Raw genomic sequence first — 18,692 nt, forward strand, 5'->3', positions numbered from 1 at the left:
CAACCCAATCGTGGCCAGCCGCAGGTGAGGCGGGCCGTTGTCTTCCGGCCCACTCGCTAGTTTAGGCCCGCGAGGTGACGAACTCACCCGGACGGAAATAAATGTATTGAACACCACAACAGGCGCCCGGTGGTGATGATTCGGTGCGGATACTATGATTGTGTATTCCGTTAGTGCCACCGCGTCCATGCCGCCCCGGCGCCACCAGAAAGAAGAGGAACTCATGCCCGTCCCCGCCGACCCCCACCCCTCCTTCCAGGATTACGCTCACCCCGAGCGCGTGGTCTCCGCCTCCTGGCTCTCCGCGCGCATCGGCCTTCCGGGACTACGGATCGTGGAGTCAGATGAGGACTCCCTCCTCTACGACATCGGGCACATCCCCACCGCGGTGCGCATCGATTGGCAACACGACCTCAACGACCCCATCACCAGGGATTTTATCGACGGCGCCAGCTTTGCCGCCCTCATGCGCAGCAAGGGCATCTCCCGCGACGACACCGTGGTGATCTACGGCGATAAGTCCAACGGCTGGGCCGCGTACACGCTCTGGGTCTTCGAACTCTTCGGCCACAAGGACGTGCGCCTGCTCGACGGCGGACGCGACGCATGGATGGCCGAGGAACGCGATACGTCCTTTACCGTTCCCGCCTATCCCCCCTCGGACTACCCGGTGGTGGAGCGCAACGACGCCGCCGGCCGCGCCTTCGTCGACGAGGTCCTCGGCGCCGCCTGCACCACCAAGACCACGCTGATCGACGTCCGTGGCATCGACCACTACACCGGGGAGATCCGCCGGCTTCCCGCCCAACACCAGACCGAGAAATCCGCGCTGCGTGCGGGCCATATCCCCACGGCCATCAACATCGCCTGGGAGAGCGCCATCTACCCCAATAACAACTTCCGCAGCCGCGCGGAGCTGGAACGCCAATACCATTCCCTCGATCCCGCCACCCCCACCATCGTCTACAGCCACCTGGGCGATCGTTCCGCGCACACGTGGTTCGTGCTCACGTACCTGCTGGGATTCCAGAACGTGCGCAACTACGACGGCTCCTGGGCCGAATGGGGCAACATGATCCGCATGCCCATCACCATCGGCGGGGAATCCTAAGGCATTATCGACAGCGGTCCTTTCGTACCCTCCCCCTTTTCCTCCTCGTATCGCCGCCGTCAGGTGTGTAGCATGTTTTTCTGTGCTCGCGCATCGCGCGGCGATTTTTCCTGCCCAAAACACGGGGACGAAACGCCGCGCGTCCGCGCGTCGATGTACCCCACCAACCGCTCATCAGGAGGCTGAGACCCAAGTGGCAGGAGAAATATCCAAGGTGCTCGTGGCCAACCGTGGCGAGATCGCGGTGCGCATCATCCGCGGGGCCCGCGAGGCCGGCTACTCCACCGTGGCGGTCTACGCCGAGTCCGACGCCGACGCCCCCTTTGTCGAACTGGCCGACGAAGCCTTCGCCCTGGATGGGCAGACCTCCGCGGAGAGTTACCTCAACATCCCCAAGATCATCGATGCCGCCCACAAGGCCGGCGCCGATACCATACACCCCGGCTACGGCTTCCTCTCCGAGAACGCGGACTTCGCCCAGGCCGTCATCGACGCCGGGCTGACCTGGGTGGGCCCCTCCCCCGAGGCCATCGCGGCGCTGGGCGATAAGGTCACCGCCCGGCACATCGCCGTGCGCGCCGGAGCCCCCATGGCCCCCGGCACCAAGGACCCGGTTTCCGGGCCGGAGGAAGTTCTGGCCTTCGCCGAGGAGCACGGGCTTCCCATCGCCATCAAGGCCGCCTTCGGCGGGGGCGGGCGTGGCATGAAGGTCGCCTATACGGCAGACGAGGTGGCCGACCTCTACGACTCCGCCACCCGCGAGGCCGTCTCCGCTTTCGGCCGGGGCGAGTGCTTCGTGGAGCGCTACCTCGACAAGGCACGGCACGTGGAAGCCCAGGTGCTCGCAGACCAGCACGGCAACGTGGTGGTGGTGGGCACCCGCGACTGCACCCTGCAACGCCGCTTCCAAAAGCTCGTGGAGGAGGCCCCGGCCCCCTACCTCAGTGACGAGCAACGCTACGCCATCCATTCCTCCGCCAAGGCCATCTGCAAGGAGGCCGGGTACTACGGCGCGGGTACCGTGGAATACTTGGTGGGATCGGATGGGCTGATTTCTTTCCTGGAGGTCAATACCCGCCTTCAGGTGGAGCATCCGGTCACGGAGATGACCACCGGCATCGATCTCGTGCGGGAGCAATTCCGCATCGCCGCGGGCGAGCGGCTGAGCCTCACCGAGGATCCCGCCCCCCAGGGGCACGCCTTCGAATTCCGCATCAACGGCGAGGACGCCGGAGCCAACTTCATGCCCGCCCCCGGCACCATCACCCGCTACCGGGAAGCCGGGGGACCCGGCGTGCGCGTGGACTCCGGCGTCCGAGAGGGCAGCGTGATCGGCGGGCAGTTCGACTCCATGCTCGCCAAGCTCATCGTCCACGGGCAGAACCGGGAGCAGGCCCTGGCCCGAGCACGCCGCGCCCTGGCGGAGTTCACCGTGGAGGGCATTCCCACCGTGCTCCCCTTCCACCGCGCCATCGTGGAGGACCCGGCGTTCATCGGCACCGGCACGGGTTTCGCTGTGTACACCAAGTGGATCGAGGAGGCTTGGGACAACACGGTAGAGCCCTTCGACGACGCGGAGGCCGCCGATCCCGCCGAGCCCACTCCCCGCAACCGCATGACCGTGGAGATCGACGGCCGCCGCGTGGAGGTCGCGCTCCCCGCAAATTTTAGCTTGGGCGGCGCTAAGAAGCGCACGAAGCGCCGCCGCAACAAGGGAGCCACGGCGGCCGTCTCCGGCGACGCCGTGGCGGCCCCCATGCAGGGCACCGTCATCAAGGTCGAGGTGGAGGAAGGCCAGACGGTCTCCGAGGGGGAGATCGTGGTGATCCTGGAGGCCATGAAGATGGAAAACCCGGTGAAGGCCCACAAGTCCGGCGTGGTCACGGGGCTGACCGTGGCCGCCGGGCACGGCGTGACCAAGGGCGAGCAGATGCTGGAGATTGTGGAGGGCTAACGCTGGAGAGAAGCAAGGCGCGGCGCTATCGACTCCTCCATCAGCGTAATCTCACTCTCGACAATCCTGTTACGCCGCGCGTATTCCCGCCAGGAAGAAAAAACTGCATGCAGACGCCGCCTCCGCTCACGGGCCTCGTCCTGCGCCATTCCGCATTCCTGCGCCAGGGCCCGCAATCCCTCCACTTCCTCCGGAAAAACATCCGCCCCCATAATAGAGGTAGCACGGGTTTTATAGAGATCAGGATGCGGATTGACGTCAAAGGCCGGGCTCAATTCCCAAGAATTTCCCGCGGCCAAGAAACCATGATTACGCAGATGATCATCAGTATTTCCCAACGCCACGCCAGCAATCACGCGATTGTACAACTCCCGATGATCTTTTTTGGGAGAAATGGATATATCTCGTATTACTTCCACAAGATCCAGGTAATCGAGTCGCTCTCCATCGCGCGAACCTGTGGCAGTCATGGCACTGATATAACCGCGCCGCTTCCCCGCCGCACACCTATCGAACCGGCGCACCAATAAGACGCTGCGCCGGGAGATACTCACCAAACGATGCTCAGGAACCTGAATGCCTGCGGCACACAGAAGATCCAGCATCGTCGCCTCCCACGCCATCACATCCCAGCGATCTCCGGCATGCGGAAACTTTGCTATTGCCAGGGCGCCGTCATCCAACCGTACCGAGGCCTTAGGCCGGGCCCCACCCAGACCCGTGGTGCCGGTATCCAGAAGGTGTTTGATCGCTACGGTACCCTCCCCATCGGCCACCACATCATCACTGGCACGCAATAAAGCGGGCAGCGAAATAAGCTTGGGCACCTGGGAGGGTTCACCAAGAAAGCGATCCTCTCCTTGCCGACGAAAACGCAAGGCCCCCTGCCGGGTATTATCGCTCACCCCTAACAGGAAATCCACATCGTCAAGGCGGCGCGGCACCCGACCCTTTTCTCGCGCCCGTGCCCGCTCCGCCTTGGTAATAAGGTTGCGCCCCCAACGATCGGGAGCGCTATCACTGAAAGCTCCCAGAAGACCGTCTTGATACTGCGCACCGGCGACCAACAGCAACGAAGGATCGATATTCATTCCTCCACCCGCCAAGTAGGAAGGATCGTAGAGAAAGGTCGTCGAGACTCTCTGGCGCTGCCTAATAAAATGCGCTTGTCCCACTAATTGCTTCTCACCGAAGAAAATATCGATCGCGTCACCCACCGTCATCACCGCGCCCGCTTCTTGTCCAACCGACCCGCCCGCAGTCGGCCGATGTCGCTGTTGAGCGGGTCCACAGTGTCCACTACCCGATCGAGCAGCCCCAGGGCGCGCAGCACCTGGGCGACGCTGGCGAACTGGACGGTCGGGTTGCCCCGCTCGATCTTGCGCAGGGTATCGCGGGTAATGCCCGCGCGTTCGGAGACCTGCTGGGCGGTCAGCCCCAGCACCATGCGCCAGCCGCGCACGTACTCTCCCAACTCCGTGAGCTGACGATCGATCCGGTATCCCACCATGCCCCCTACCCTACCTATGGCGATCAGCATCGTCACTTTGTTCCATAAGGACGATGCCGCTCGCCATAGTCGATCTAACCGATCTCGACGATCAGGTCGCCGCCCTCCACCTTGGCGGGCTGAGAGAGCACCACCCGGGAGACCACGCCGTCGATGGTGGCGGAGATGGTGGCCTCCATCTTCATCGCCTCGATCACCGCCACGGGGTCGCCTGCGCTGACCTCATCGCCCTGGGCCACGTTGACCGTCACCACCCCGGAAAACGGCGCGGCCACCTGGCCGGGCGCCGAGGGATCGGCCTTTTCCGCCGAGGCCGTCACGGACTCCACGGAGCGATCCCGCACCCGCATGGGGCGCACCTGCCCATTGACCGTGGCCACCACGGAGCGCAGCCCCTTGTCGTCGGGCTCGCCCACGGCGTCAAGGCGCACGAGCATATTGCGCGCGGAGCCCGGCAAGGAGATGGAGACCTCCTCCCCCTCCACGAGACCATAGAAAAACTCGCGGTCGCCCAGCTCGGAGACGTCCCCGAAGCGGCGGCGATGCTCCGCCAACTCGGCGGCCGGCGTGGGAAACATCAACGCGTCCAAGGCCGCGCGGCGCTCCAAACGATCTTGAGATTCCAATCGTTCCTGCTGCTCGGCGGGGATCTCGGTGCGCTGACCGCGCCCCGGCGCGCGCCCGGCCAGAGCCTTATCACGCAGCTCCTCCGGCCATCCCCCGGGTGGGGTGCCCAGTTCGCCGCGAAGGAAGGCAAGCACGGAATCGGGGATATCGTAGGCGCGCGGATCGGCGGCAAACTCCGCGGCCGTCACGCCTGCTCCCACCAGGGAGAGCGCGAGGTCGCCCACTACCTTGGAGGAGGGGGTGACCTTGGTGGGCCGCCCAAGCAGGGCACTGACGTCCGCGTAGGTATCCTCGATCAACTCGAAGCAGTCGCCCAGCCCCAGCGCGGTGGCCTGGGTGCGCAGGTTGGAGAGCTGACCGCCGGGGATCTCGTGGTGGTAGACCCGCCCCGTGGGTCCGGGGATGCCGGATTCGAAGGGGGCATAGAGGGCACGCACGGCCTCCCAGTAGGGCTCCATGTTCCCCACCGCCTCGAGGCTCAGGCCGGTATCGCGGTCGGTATGGGCAAAGGCGGCCACGATGGCCGAGAGCGAGGGCTGCGAGGTGGTGCCGGACATGGGCGCCGAGGCGCCGTCCACGGCGTCCGCCCCGGCCTCCACGGCGGCGAGGTAGGTGGCGAGCTGCCCGCCCGCGGTGTCATGCGTGTGCACGTGCACGGGCAGATCAAATTCCTTGCGCAGCGCGCCCACCAGCTTCTTTGCCGCCGGGGGGCGCAGCAATCCGGCCATGTCCTTGATCGCCAGGATGTGCGCCCCGGAGTCCACGATCTGCTCGGCCAGGCGCAGGTAGTAGTCCAGGGTGTACAGGTTCTCGGCGGGGTTGCTGAGGTCGCCGGAATAGGCCATCGCCACCTCCGCCACGGCGGTGTTGGTCTCCAGCACGGCGTCGATGGCCAGGCGCATCTGACTGACGTCGTTGAGGGCATCGAAGATGCGGAAAATATCCACGCCGGAGGAGGCGGCCTCCCGGACGAAGGAGCGGCACACGGAGTCCGGGTAGGGCATGTACCCCACCGCGTTGCGCCCCCGCAGCAGCATTTGGATGTTCACGTTCGGCATGGCCTCGCGCAGCGAGTCCAGGCGGGCCCAAGGATCCTCGTGGAGGAAGCGCATGGCGACGTCGTAGGTGGCCCCACCCCAGGCCTCCACCGACAGCAGCCGCGGGGTCAGCCGCGCGACGGCCCTGGCGGCGGGCACGAGCGCGGAACTGCGCACGCGCGTGGCCAGCAGCGACTGGTGGGCGTCGCGGAAGGTGGTGTCCGTGACCGCCAGCGCATCCTGGGCACGCAGCTTCTCCGCGAAGCGGCGTGGGCCCAGGTGACGAAGCTCGTCGCGGGAACCGCGCTGGAGTGGCTCATCCGACACAGCGGGCAGCTTCTTTGGCGGGTGCAGGGAGGTGGGGCGCGGGCCGTGCGGCTTATTGACGGTCACGTCGGCCAGATAATCCAGGATGCGGGAGGGCTCATCGTCAGCGGGCGGGGCCTGCAGCAACCAGGGGTGATCCGCGATGAAGGAGGTGGAAATGCGCTCGCGCTGGAAGTCCTCCTCGCGCAGCAGGGCGCGCAGGAAGCCGATGTTGGTGGCCACGCCCGAGACGGTGAACTCGGCCAGGGCACGTTGGGCGCGGGCCACGGCGGTGGCAAAGTCCGAGCCTCGGCAGGTCATCTTGACCAGCATGGAGTCGAAGTTCGGGGTGATCTCGCCGCCCAGCATGGCCGCACCGTCCAGGCGCACCCCCGCCCCGCCGGGGCTGCGATAGGCGGTGATCGTGCCGGTATCGGGCCGGAAGCCGTTGGCGGGGTCCTCCGTGGTGATACGGCATTGCAGGGCCGCACCGTGGAGGGTGATCGCCTCCTGACTCAGGCCGAGGTCCGCCAGGGTGGCCCCGGCGGCCAAGCGCAGCTGAGTCTTGACCAGATCCACCTGGGTGACCTCCTCGGTCACGGTGTGCTCCACCTGGATCCTGGGATTCATCTCAATGAAGACGTGCTTGCCCTGGTCGTCCACCAGGAACTCCACGGTGCCTGCCCCCTGGTATCCGATGTGTTCGGCAAAAGCCACCGCATCGGCACAGATCCGCTCCCGCAACTCCGGGCTCAGATGCTGGGCGGGGGCGATCTCCACCACCTTCTGGTGGCGGCGCTGCAAGGAGCAGTCGCGCTCGTAGAGGTGGATCACGTTGCCCTCGGCATCGCCCAGGACCTGCACCTCGATGTGCTGCGGGTTGACCACCGCGCGCTCCAGGTAGACGCGACCATCGCCGAAGGCCGCGGAGGCCGCGCGGGAGGCCTCTACCGCCAGGGCCGGCAGCTCCTCCGGGGATCCCACGAAGCGCATGCCGCGCCCGCCACCGCCGGCCACGGCCTTGACGAAGAGGGGAAACTCGCGCCCCCTGGCCATCTCCACCAGGGCATCGATGTCCGCGGAGGGTTCCGAATCATCCAAGATAGGCAGGCCCGCCCGGCGGGCCGCCTCCACCGCGGCGGCCTTATCTCCGGTGAGGTCGAGTACCTCCGGGGACGGACCGATGAAGGTCAGCCCGTTGTCCGCGCACCGGCGAGCCAGGGTGGCGTTTTCCGAGAGAAATCCGTAGCCGGGGTAGACGGCATCGGCCCCCGTCTTTTTCGCCGCCCGGATGACCTCATCGATGTTCAGATAGGCCTTGACCGGGGAATCCTCGGCCCCGATGCGCACCGCCTCGGAGGCGAAGGAGCGGTGAAACGAATTACGATCCTCCGCAGGGTACACCGCCACCGTCTCCGCCCCCACCTCGTAGGCGGCGCGGAAAGCACGGACGGCGATTTCGCCTCGGTTGGCCACGAGAATCTTGGCAAAGGTGGGTAGGTTCGATGGTGCTACCACGGTGGTATTCCTTCCTCGCGGAATGTGAGTGGTGCTACGAGACTCACAGCAGTGTAACTCACCACCATAGCCACCCCGTGTCCAGCGTGGGTCGCCGTGGCGATCCACGGGGCGGGTGATTAGCCGAGGTCGTCGTGGGAAACCAGGCGGCGCGCCGCCTCCGTGATGGAACCAGACAACGAGGGATACACGGCAAAGGAATCCGCCAGGGAATTGACCGTGAGGCTGTTGTTCACCGCCACGGAAATGGGCAGGATCAGCTCGGAGGCGGTAGGGGCCACGATCGCGCCGCCGATGATGATGCCGGAATGCTCGCGACAAAAGAGCTTGACAAAACCGTGACGCAGCGAGCGCATCTTGGCCCGCGGATTGGTTTGCAGGGGCAGCGTGATGCTGCGCGCGCGGACCTCACCGGATTCGATCTGGTGCTGAGTCACCCCCACCGAGGCGATCTCCGGGCGGGTAAACACGGCCGTGGCCACCGTCTTGAGGCGCAGCGGGGACACCCCCTCCCCCAGGGCGTGATACATGGCGATGCGCCCCTGCATGGCGGCCACCGAGGCCAAGGGGAAAAGATCGGTGCAGTCGCCCGCGGCATACACGCCCGCCACGTTGGTGCGCGAGACCCGATCCACGTGAATGTGGCCGGAGGGGGTGACCTCCACGCCCACCCCCTCCAGGCCCAAGTCCTTAGTGCTGGGCACCGAGCCCACCGTCATCAGGGCGTGGGAGCCCTCGATCTCACGGCCGTCGGCGGTGCGCACCACCACGCCAGAGCCGGTATTGACCACCTCGTCCACGCGCGCGTGCTTGACCAGCTTCACGCCCCGCTCGGCCAGCACGGTCTCCAGCACGTCGGCGGCATCGGCGTCGTCGTGCGGCAGGATGCGGTCGCGGGAGGCCACCATCGTCACCTGGACGCCGAGTTCGGCAAAGGCGGAGACGAACTCCGCGCCGGTCACACCGGAGCCCACCACGATCAGGTGCTCGGGCAATGCCTCCAGGTCGTAGATCTGCTGCCAGGTAAAGATGCGCTCCCCATCCGGGCGGGCCCCGGGTAACACGCGCGGGCGCGCGCCCGTGGCCAGCAAAACGAGGTCGCACTCCAGGATTTCCTCGGCGCCGTCGGCGCTGTGCGTGACCTTGATGTAATGAGTGGTCTGCTTGGGCTTGTAATCGTCAAAGCGTGCGGTGCCGTCGATCACCCGCACGCCGATGCGGCCGAGCTGGGCGCGAATATCCCCGGATTGATCGGCCGCCAGGGAGCGCACGCGCTTGTTCAGCGCGTCCACATCGAGCAGCGCCTCCGTGACGTCCTTGCCCAGGCCCATCGCATCGGCGCGGCGCAGATCCGTCTTAATGTTGGCGCCGGCAATGAAGGATTTGGAGGGCACGCAGTCGTGGATCACCGCCGAGCCACCAGGCCCGTCGCCTTCCACCAGCGTGATCTCCGCGCCGTACTTCGCTCCCGCCAGGGCGGCCTCGTAGCCCGCCGGGCCGCCGCCGATGATCACGATGCGTTTGGACAAAGGGAACCTCCAAAGTACTCGGGTATTTCACAGGTGCAGTGCGCCTGCAAGTCTAACCCACGGGGGTACCCGCGAGCCCGGGCGCCGGGCCGCCGACGCTTATCGCCGCCCCGCCCGTTCTCGCGCGTGCTGCTCGACCACAGACGCAAACAAGCGCACCCCCATATCCAGCGCGCGCTCGTCCACCCGCAGATCTCCCTGATGCAAATCCTGAGGTTCGCCCTGACCCGACCAGCATCCCAGGCGCGCCATCGATCCCGGCACCTCCTGGAGATACCAGGAAAAATCTTCGCCACCCGAGGATTGCGGGGCCTCCACCACCGGGTCCTTCCCCAGAGCCTTGGCCCCCTCCGCCAGGATCGCCGTGGCGGCGGCATCGTTCAACACTGGGGGCACGCCGCGCAGGTAGTCCAGGCGATGCGTGCAGCCGGTGGGGGCCAGCACCTGGGCCACCAGCTCCTTGACAAGGGTCTCCGCCCCATGCCATACACCCATGTCCGCCGTGCGCAGCGTGCCGCTGATCCGCCCGGACTGCGGTATCGCGTTGGCCGCGTCCCCGGCGGCGATGGAGCCGAAGACCAAGACGGTCCCGGTGCGCGGATCTACCCGGCGGGAGAGCAGACCGGGCAGATCCGTGGCAAGCTTGCCCAGGGCATAGACCACATCGGCGGAAAGGTGCGGGCGCGAGCTATGCCCGCCCGGCCCGGAGACGTCGATGGTCAACAAATCCGTGGCAGAGGTAATCGCCCCATTGCGCAGCCCCACCTTGCCCACCGGGAGCTTGGGTTCCACGTGCAGGGCATAGATGGAACCCACCCCCTCCAGCGCGCCCGCCTCGATCACTTCGGAGGCCCCGCCGGAGAGAACCTCCTCGGCGGGTTGAAAGATCACGCGTACCGGCGGGATATGCCCCTCCTCGGCGGAAAAGTCGGCCAGCGCACAGGCCAGGGCCAGGGCGATGGTGGTGTGCACGTCGTGGCCGCAGGCGTGGGAGATGCCGGGGCGGGTGGAGGAAAAGGGCAGGTTAGTAGCCTCCGCCACGTGGAGGGCGTCGATGTCCGCCCGGAACGCCAGGCGGGGGCACTGGGGATCCTCGAGGCCGATGTCCACGGTCAGGCCGGTGCCCGGCAAAAGACGGGGGTGCAGGCCGTGATCGCGCAACACCTCCGCAAGGAAAGCCGTGGTGGCGTGCTCCTGGTGGGCGACCTCGGGGTGGGAATGCAGGTGGCGACGCCATCCCACCGCCTCGCTGCGGTGAGCGGCCAGCCATGTATTCACGTGATCCGCAATGCGCACGGGTATCTCCAGCCTCCTGACGATCCGCGACAAAAATGCCTGTCCGTCATAGTAGCCCCCGGCGCGGGAACCCGACTCTTTGTCCCCGGTGGAGACCTACGCCCTGCCTGGCTCCCACCACCGCGACCTCACCAGCGCTCGGGGTTGAAAGGCCACCGTGTCCTCCTCGGCGACGGGCCATTCGAAGCTGATCTCGATTCCCTGCCGCGGATGGCAGATGACGTCCACGGCGTGTTCCACGCCGGGCAGGAGTACGGCGGGCGGCACTTGCAGGGCGCGGGCTAATTTGTACACGGTGGACAGTACCGGATCGGAGGACTTGGCGCTGGTGTTCTCATTGCGCTCCAGGTTGCTCACCTGGTTGCGGCTTATCCCCGCGAGATCAGACAAATCCTGCTGACTGAGTCCGCGCATGATCCGCAACTCCTTGAGATTGCAGGCCAGGGCGTGGCCGTAACTCGCCCACTGAACCCAGTTCTGATCGCTACTCATAGCGACTACCCTGCCCACTACATCGGGAATAGTCCGCCAACTACAGTGTGCAATCTCCCTTTTACCTCACCACCGCGCACCGGAACCAGCCGCTCGGACACAGGCGCCTTCGCCAATCTCCGCTCTCGCACGCGCCGACGGCGCCCGGCCCACACTCAGAATTCGATATTGCGCGGCCCATAGAGGCGATCGCCCGCATCCCCCAGGCCGGGCACGATGTAGGCATCCTCGTTCAGGCCCGGGTCGATCGTCGCCGTGACCAATCGCACCGGCAGCCCCGAATCGGCGAGGGCATCCACCCCCGCCTGGGAAGAAACCATGCATATTGCCGTGATATCCGTAGCACCACGCTGCGTGAGCAGGCGCAGGGCATGCAGCAGCGAGCCGCCCGTGGCCAGCATGGGATCGACCACGAAGACCGGCTGGCCGCTGAGATCCCCGGGGAGAGCCTCCAGGTAGGGAACGGGCCGGTGGGTCTGTTCATCGCGAGCCAGGCCGATGAACCCCACCTGGGCATCAGGGATCATCGACAACGCCGGATCGATCATGCCCAGTCCCGCGCGGATCACCGGGACGATGATCGGCGGCTTTTCCAGCCGGGTACCGCGCGCGATGGCCACCGGGGTTTCGATATCGCAGTGCTCCACCGGTAGATGCCGGGAGGCCTCGTAGATGAGCATGGCCCCCAGATCCACCAGGGCCGCGCGGAAGACCGCGTTATCGCTGCGTCGATCGCGCATGATGGTTAGGCGGGAGGCGGCAAGCGGGTGATCGATCACGGTAATATCCATGAACCCCATCCTAAGCGGCTGAGCCGTGACTTCCCCGGTGCGGGAACCGGAAGGTCGGTGCGCGCAGTCCAAGAACACATGACCGATCTTCACCTTGACTGCTCCCATGCCCGCCTCCTGGCCGCGGATTTGGCCCGGGCCTGTGCCCCCAGCCCACGGCCTCCCCTGCCGCAACCAGACGACTCCCCGGCCACCGAGGCCTTTCATCAGCGCCTACGGCTCAGCGTAGCCGCGCTCCACGAGCGTCACGACAGCCTTGTTTCCCTGGGTCAACGCCTCGCGGAGGATTCCTTGCACACCGTGGCCTGCATCGAACAGACCGATTCCCGCCTCGCCGCACACCTTGACCACCCGGACGCGCCCCGGCCATGATGTCCCTGCATTCCTACCTCCTGGCCCTCGCCCGCCTCGCCCCCGTTCCCATCGCTGCGCCACCGCTGCGCGAAGTCCCCGACGTCCGAGCCGCAGACCGCCTGGGGCGATACTTCCGCCCCGATCCCCTCCCCCTGGTCGATCACGCGGCACGGCTCGCGGAGGATCGCACGCGGGTTCTCGCCGTCACCGACACCGCCAATGGCCTGATTCACGCGGCACGGCGGGACATGGAACGCATCGCCCTCGACCTCCTGGGGCGCTTCCGCCAGGCCGCCGCCCACACCGCAGCGCAGGGGGCCACCGGCCCCCTCGCCTGGCCCGCGCTCCAGGCCCATCTCCGCCTGTGGGGGGAGCAGGCCCTGGCGCAAGCGCAGCACCGCAGCGCACAGCTGGAATCGGAGTTGGACCAAGCGGCCGTACACCTGCCCGAACACCGAGACGAGGTACCCGCCCGTGCTCCGCTGTCCACCGGGCCGGATTCCGGGGATGGCGAGGAGCACAAGCCGGAGGCAGAGGAACACCGCCACGATACCGAGCCGGGCGACCCACAGGCGGGAGCCCGGGCGGTGGCGGCCGCCCGCAGCGCCCTGGGCAGCCCCTATGCCTGGGGCGGCACCAGTCCACAGGGCTTCGATTGCTCCGGGCTCACCCAGTGGGCCTGGCGGCAGGCCGGCGTGGAACTGCCCCGCCTGGCCCAGGATCAGGCGGTGGGCAGGCCGGTCTCGCCGGAGGAATTGCAGCCCGGTGACCTCGCGGTGTGGGACGGACACGTGGCCATGTACTCGGGCAACGGCATGCTCATCGAGGCCGGCGATCCGGTACAGGAAAACCCGGTGCGCACCTCAAACATGGGCATGACCTTTAAGGGGTTCTACCGTCCCACCGGCTAGACACTCGGGTAGAATCCCCGCCATGAGCATGAGAGCCATCCTCCCCGTGAAGCTGTCCCTCACCGAGGGCGATTATTACACCTTGTGGGCCCCCGAATGGCGCGAGCACGGCGCTAAGTGGCAGGGCTTCCTCGGCGCCGGGGAGAAGCTCTATTTCTTCGAGTCCGCCGCCGCCATGCTGGCGTTCTTAGACTCGGGCGAACAACACGACCTGCGCGATCACCCGCGCTGGCAGGACTTTGCCGCACGACCGGAGGATCGCGTGGAGCCCGCCGAGCGCGAGCACTTTGACATCATCGGCCTGCCCGCCGTTTTGGCTGAGCGCCCCTCCTACGATCACGTTGCCTGCGTGGCCGCCACGATCCGCATGGCGCGCGCCCTCGCCGAGGTCGGTAGCGCGCAGGCGGCGCTGAGTTTCTTTGCCTCCCATTCCATCCTGAACAACCTCGAGCGCGGCATCGATCACTATCGCGGCGAGCACGGCGAGCAGGAGTGGTCCGGCGTGGGGCGCGTGGTTCTCCACAACTGGCAGCAGGTGGTGGCCGATCTCGATGGCATCTTTGAGGTGGTGCGCCCGGAAAAGACCGAAGTAGACAGCGCCGAGGAGCGCCTGGCGGCAGCGATCACCGCCGCCGAGGAGCGCCGCCGCCAGGAAGAGGAACAAGCCCGGGAGGCCGCGGAGGCCGCCGACCCCTACGACTCCACCGTGTGGGCCGCCGCCGGCATTGACCCGATCAAGGTGTCCATCGACGGCAGCACCCTTTACACGCTACGCACGTACGTGCGCGGCACCCCGGTGTTCCTGGGGCGCTACGGGGAGATCTTTACCTTTAATAACCGCAAGGCGTTGGTGCGCTGGCTGCTCTCCCACGACGCCCACGACCTTGCCGCGTTGTCTACCTGGGAGGACGTTCTCTCCGCCGCCAATGCCGGGGAGCTGGAGGTCACCGTGCACGCGGATAACGTGTACTCCTTCAACGGCATGGAACAGGCCATCGCCAAGAGCGTGGACGCCGTGGATACCGCCCAGATGGCCCGCTGCTACGAGCTGCTGGCCGACGCCGCCGACTGGGCCGACGACGACTCCCTCAACTCCTTCTTCCTGGCCCACCCGCGCATGCAGGACTACATCTCCTACATGCTCGGCTCCGCCGAGACCGCCGGCTACGTGCCCTCCGCCCCCTTCACCCAGCACTCCAACGACTGGAAGGAGATGGAGCGCATGCTGGTCACGCGCTTCTCTCGGTCGTAGGGCACCCCACGCCGTGGCTATGCCCGAAACCACGATGCGGGCCGTCTAACATAGACCCCGATGCTACCTCTTAGCTCTCATCGCACCCTCGCCGCCGCCTGCGTGCTGCTGCCGCTGCACTGCGGTGCGCTTAGCCCCGCCTCGGTGCAGGCCGCCACGCTACCGATCCCGGCGGCCCCCGGGATCGCGGCCCCGGGGGATCCCGCCACGGACGGCACCCCCGCCCGCACGGAGGCCCCGGATACCACGAGCTGCCCGCACGCGCTGCACCCCGGCGATCCCGTGACCACCTCGGAGGCCCTGGCTCCCGGCCGTGCAGCCCCCACGCCGCCCCCGGTGACCTACCGCGGCTCCTGCGGGATCACCGCCGCGCCCGGCTACCGGGTTCCCCCGGAGCAGACGGCCAGCGCGTGGATCGTCTTTGACCTCGATTCCGGGGAGGTTGTGGCCCAGAAGGACCCCCACGGGCGCTACCGCCCGGCCAGCGTCATCAAGGTCCTGCTGTCCCTGGTGGCGCTGCGCGACCTGGATTATCATGCGGTGATCCCCGTCAGCGAGCGCGCCGCGGGCATGGAGGGCTCGGCGGTGGGGATCGGCACCACGGGGCGCTATACCACGGAGGACCTCCTGCACGGCCTCCTGCTGGCCTCCGGCAACGACGCCGCCCAGGCCCTCGCGGAGGCGCTCGGCGGGGAGGCCGTGGCGCTGCGCAAGGTCAACGAGCTGGCCGCCCAGATCGGGGCCACGGATACCCACGTGGGGTCGGTCACCGGACTCGATACCGCCGGGCAGATGACCTCGGTCACCGACCTCGCCGCGATGTACCGCTACGCATGGCGCAACCCCGCCTTTGCCGCCATCGTGGACACGGAGTTTTGGAACCTGCCCGGCTACGATGAGCACCCCGGCTACGAGGTGTGGAACGATAACGGCCTCTTCCTCAACGATCCCGACGGCATCGGCGGCAAGACCGGCTATACCGACGACGCCAACCACACCTTCGTGGGCGCGATGGACCGAGGCGGCCGCCGCCTGGCCGCCGTGCTCCTGGATACGACTATCGATCGGGGTCGCCCCTGGGAACAGGCCCAGCGGTTCCTCCACGCCGCCTACGCGGTGCCGCGTGGGGCCGCTATCGGTTCCCTCGACGAGCAGCCCCCTCGGCCCGGCGCAGCCACCACCGAACCCAGCCCGGCGCCCACCGGCCCGGAGTCCTCGACCGCGGCGCCGTCGAGAAACAACGACGTCCGCCTGGGGCTCATCGTCGCCGGCGGCGTGCTGCTGGCGGCTACGCTCGGGGTCATTCTGAGCGTGCGGGCTCGCAGGAGACGCTGACCGGCTGGCCATAGAGCGCCTCGCGCAGCTCGTCGCCCCGGCCGGGACACACCGACCACGAGCTGACCACGATGCTCTCGATCGCCTCGTACTCCCCGAGCGCGTCCGGGGGCCGTAGGCCGCGCTGCCCATCGAGGGACAGGCTCAAGCGATCCGCGGGCATCTGCGCGGTATCCCCGTAGACGGTATTAAGAAGGGCAAAGCGCTGCGGCAGGGTGGCGGGATCCGCGGCACGGCCATAGATAGCGGAGATGGTGCGGACTGCGGCGGGAAGGTACTCGGCGTTGGGGGCTGCGGCGCAGATCTCCACCCCGCCCGCGTTCGCGCATTCGCTTAGGCCATATTCCCGCTCCTGGGCACGGTCGATGTTGTCCTGGGTGATCAGGCGCACGGGGATCGCGGCGGCAAAGACCGCGATGAAAAGGAGCGGTGCCCACCACGCCTGGCGCAATCGAACCCCCAGCGCGGCCCCCGCGCCCGCCACCGCCGCCGCAAGGCCGAGGGCTGCGAGAGAATGGGGCAGGTAGGCCACCAGCTCCCGGCCCACCACGCCGCGGGGCACGGAGAAAGACGCGCTGCCCGCGCAGGCGATGAGCACCAACACATGCGGCACGATCACCACGGATACCGCGATGGCGCAGCTGCGCGCCATCACCACTGCGGGGTGCCGGGTGGAGAGGCGCTGCCATTCCACCACGCCGGAGCGCCATCGCCACTGCCCGACGATCACACCCACCGCCGCCGCGATAGGCAGGTATTGAAACATCAGGAGAGGATATTCCTCTCCCAGGAAGATCCTGGGGCTGCCGCCCCACCGCCCCAGGCTGGCGAGGAAGGCCCACACCAGGTGCACGAGCACCACCCCGGCCAACAGAGGTGCGAAGGAGGCCCGAAGCGGCCCGCCGGCGGCGCGGAAACGCGGCAACGCCCCGCGCGGAAAAGACACCCCGCCGCCCGCGCCGCGCGGATGTACATCGTTGAGGTACGCCCAGGCCCCCGCCAGCCCCAAGCAAAGGCAGGTGGGCACGCTAAGATCCCAGGCTCCGCCGTACATCACGGTGGTGCCCGGCGCGCGGAATGCGCCCCACATACTCTGCCACGAGGAGGGGCGAAGCGGCCAGGCAAACATCATGGAGCACAGCACCGCCGCCAGCGGCAGGACCCAGATCGCCGCCCGCCGCCACAGGCAGGCGCCCAGCAGCCCGATGCCCCACAGGCCGATGCCCCACAGGCCGATGCAATCGCGCAGCACGGCGATCACCCCGAAGTCGGTCACTCGGGTGGGAAAACTCAGCACCGCCAGGATCGCGGCAAGCACCACGGCCGCGATCAGGAGGATGAGGCGCTGCCGACGCACCGGGCGCGGGGAGAGCTTTTCCCAGTGCGTCTCGCTGACGAATACGAAGCCAAGGGGCAGGGCGATAAGCGCCGCTATCCACAGCGCGAGGATGTCGGAGTCGCCTCCGGAGCGCAAGGTGGCCAGGCTCGCTAAGGATAACGCCTGCGAGGCCAGCACCGCTACAGCCACCGCGGGCCATACGCCGCGGGCGCGGAGCCAGTATTTCATCCCCGGCCTCCCGCGATCTCCAGGTATGCGCGCCGCACCGCCTCGATCTCCGGCTGTCCAGCAAAATCCTCCCACGAGCCGTGATACTTCAGCGCCCCCTCGACCATGACGGCCACGGTATCGGCCAATCCAATCACGTCTTCGAGGATGTGCGTGGAGATCACCACTACCCCGTGACCCGCGGCCTGCCTGATGATACCGCGCAGCGCGGCGCGCTGCTCCACGTCCAGGCCTGCGGAGGGTTCGTCGAGCAGCAGCGGGGGCCTGCCGGTGCAGGCGGAGCCTATGCCCACGCGCCGCCTCATGCCGCCGGAGAGGGAGGCGATCCGCGCGTCCGCGCGATCCTCCAAGCCCGTCAGGGCGAGCAGGCGCGCGATCTCTTGCCGCGCGGCCTGCCCCTCGATCGTTCGAAGCCAGCACATGTAGGCGAAGTGTTCCCGCACCGTCATGCGGGAGCGCCCCAGGTTGTCCTGGGGCAGGTATCCCACGTGGCCGCGCAGCTGTTCGCCGCTGTACTCGCCAAGGCGAATGGTGCCCGCCGACGGTTTCTTCAGGGTGGCTATCGCGGAGATCAGGGAGGACTTGCCCGCCCCGTTGGGGCCGAGCAGGGCGTGAATGCCCCGCCCCAGGTTCCACGTCACGCCATCGACCGCGCGGCGCGCGCCGTAGCGCACCTGCACGGATGTCACAGAAAGATTCATGCTTCCACCAAAAATAAGGGGCCTGGTGCAGACGCAACCAGGCCCTCACGGGAATTATCTCACTTCAAAGGACCAACCGTGTGGGGACCCTACAGTGCATTTCCCGGCCGCCATTATACCGGGATTCGTCCACGGGGAGTTACGATCCGGAGCGTGCTTACAATTAACCTTGATGCGGAATTGCCCCGCGCCATGCGGGCACGTTCCCACCACAATATCCCCGCTCCTGGTGGCGTAGCATCCCGAAGGAACGGCATGTGCAACGCCGGGAACCAGCGCCAATGAAATCGAAAAACAGAAAAAAGGACGGTTATCTTTTTCTTCATCTTCACCTTACCCTCCACGGCTATTAAGCCATTGTAAGCTCGCGAAATCGTGACAAAGGTAAGGCTATACCCTAG

The 18,692-nt window shown here is 67.0% G+C and carries 15 protein-coding genes; 6 read left to right on the forward strand and 9 right to left on the reverse strand.

The window, feature by feature from the left end; all coding sequences use genetic code 11:
• Window positions 1-223: 223 nt before the first annotated feature.
• Both H7347_RS04960 and H7347_RS04965 read left to right on the forward strand, forming a co-directional pair.
• Window positions 224-1,111, forward strand: coding sequence for a sulfurtransferase (locus H7347_RS04960; RefSeq protein WP_152822163.1), 888 nt, complete (start codon window positions 224-226; stop codon window positions 1,109-1,111).
• A gap of 193 nt (window positions 1,112-1,304) precedes the next feature.
• On the forward strand, window positions 1,305-3,065 hold the full coding sequence (locus H7347_RS04965) for a biotin carboxylase N-terminal domain-containing protein (RefSeq protein WP_186337265.1): 1,761 nt from the start codon (window positions 1,305-1,307) through the stop codon (window positions 3,063-3,065).
• On the opposite strand, the gene H7347_RS04970 is transcribed toward H7347_RS04965, so the two are convergent.
• From H7347_RS04970 to upp, 7 genes are all read right to left on the reverse strand, one after another.
• On the reverse strand, window positions 3,062-4,288 hold the full coding sequence (locus H7347_RS04970) for a type II toxin-antitoxin system HipA family toxin (RefSeq protein WP_152821886.1): 1,227 nt from the start codon (window positions 4,286-4,288) through the stop codon (window positions 3,062-3,064). The two genes, H7347_RS04965 and H7347_RS04970, sit on opposite strands and share 4 nt — an antisense overlap.
• A complete protein-coding gene (locus H7347_RS04975) occupies window positions 4,288-4,575 on the reverse strand; it encodes a helix-turn-helix domain-containing protein (protein WP_152821888.1) in 288 nt (95 codons plus the stop codon). Before H7347_RS04975 ends, H7347_RS04970 begins: the two co-directional genes overlap by 1 nt.
• A gap of 74 nt (window positions 4,576-4,649) precedes the next feature.
• Entirely contained in the window at window positions 4,650-8,063 is a 3,414-nt protein-coding gene (locus H7347_RS04980) for a pyruvate carboxylase (RefSeq protein ID WP_186337266.1), read from the reverse strand.
• 119 nt (window positions 8,064-8,182) lie between these two features.
• Window positions 8,183-9,592, reverse strand: a complete 1,410-nt coding sequence (locus tag H7347_RS04985) for an NAD(P)H-quinone dehydrogenase (protein WP_152821890.1) — start codon at window positions 9,590-9,592, stop codon at window positions 8,183-8,185.
• A gap of 99 nt (window positions 9,593-9,691) precedes the next feature.
• Window positions 9,692-10,888 (reverse strand): amidohydrolase, encoded by a 1,197-nt coding sequence (locus tag H7347_RS04990; protein WP_186337267.1) that lies wholly within the window; start codon window positions 10,886-10,888, stop codon window positions 9,692-9,694.
• Between the two features lie 96 nt (window positions 10,889-10,984).
• On the reverse strand, window positions 10,985-11,380 hold the full coding sequence (locus tag H7347_RS04995; protein WP_152821892.1) for a helix-turn-helix domain-containing protein: 396 nt from the start codon (window positions 11,378-11,380) through the stop codon (window positions 10,985-10,987).
• A gap of 155 nt (window positions 11,381-11,535) precedes the next feature.
• Window positions 11,536-12,171 carry a uracil phosphoribosyltransferase gene (gene upp, locus H7347_RS05000; RefSeq protein ID WP_152821894.1) on the reverse strand — a complete coding sequence of 212 codons (636 nt, stop codon included), beginning with the start codon at window positions 12,169-12,171 and terminating at the stop codon, window positions 11,536-11,538.
• 78 nt (window positions 12,172-12,249) lie between these two features.
• Between upp and H7347_RS05005 the strand changes: the two genes are divergently transcribed.
• The 4 genes from H7347_RS05005 to H7347_RS05020 are packed head-to-tail and all read left to right on the forward strand — an operon-like array spanning window position 12,250 to window position 16,023.
• Entirely contained in the window at window positions 12,250-12,543 is a 294-nt protein-coding gene (locus tag H7347_RS05005; RefSeq protein ID WP_152821896.1) for a hypothetical protein, read from the forward strand.
• Window positions 12,540-13,436 carry a C40 family peptidase gene (locus tag H7347_RS05010; RefSeq protein ID WP_152821898.1) on the forward strand — a complete coding sequence of 299 codons (897 nt, stop codon included), beginning with the start codon at window positions 12,540-12,542 and terminating at the stop codon, window positions 13,434-13,436. Before H7347_RS05005 ends, H7347_RS05010 begins: the two co-directional genes overlap by 4 nt.
• A 22-nt stretch (window positions 13,437-13,458) precedes the next feature.
• Window positions 13,459-14,688 (forward strand): hypothetical protein, encoded by a 1,230-nt coding sequence (locus H7347_RS05015; RefSeq protein ID WP_152821900.1) that lies wholly within the window; start codon window positions 13,459-13,461, stop codon window positions 14,686-14,688.
• Window positions 14,689-14,748: 60 nt separating this feature from the next.
• Window positions 14,749-16,023 carry a serine hydrolase gene (locus H7347_RS05020; RefSeq protein ID WP_152821902.1) on the forward strand — a complete coding sequence of 425 codons (1,275 nt, stop codon included), beginning with the start codon at window positions 14,749-14,751 and terminating at the stop codon, window positions 16,021-16,023.
• Here the strand turns inward: H7347_RS05020 and H7347_RS05025 are convergent.
• Window positions 15,989-17,590 carry a hypothetical protein gene (locus H7347_RS05025; RefSeq protein WP_152821904.1) on the reverse strand — a complete coding sequence of 534 codons (1,602 nt, stop codon included), beginning with the start codon at window positions 17,588-17,590 and terminating at the stop codon, window positions 15,989-15,991. The two genes, H7347_RS05020 and H7347_RS05025, sit on opposite strands and share 35 nt — an antisense overlap.
• A complete protein-coding gene (locus tag H7347_RS05030; protein ID WP_152821906.1) occupies window positions 17,587-18,291 on the reverse strand; it encodes an ATP-binding cassette domain-containing protein in 705 nt (234 codons plus the stop codon). The genes H7347_RS05025 and H7347_RS05030 overlap by 4 nt, the downstream gene beginning before the upstream one ends.
• Window positions 18,292-18,692: the final 401 nt, after the last annotated feature.

This window comes from Corynebacterium sp. zg-331, assembly GCF_014267345.1.
Classification (GTDB): Bacteria; Actinomycetota; Actinomycetes; order Mycobacteriales; family Mycobacteriaceae; genus Corynebacterium.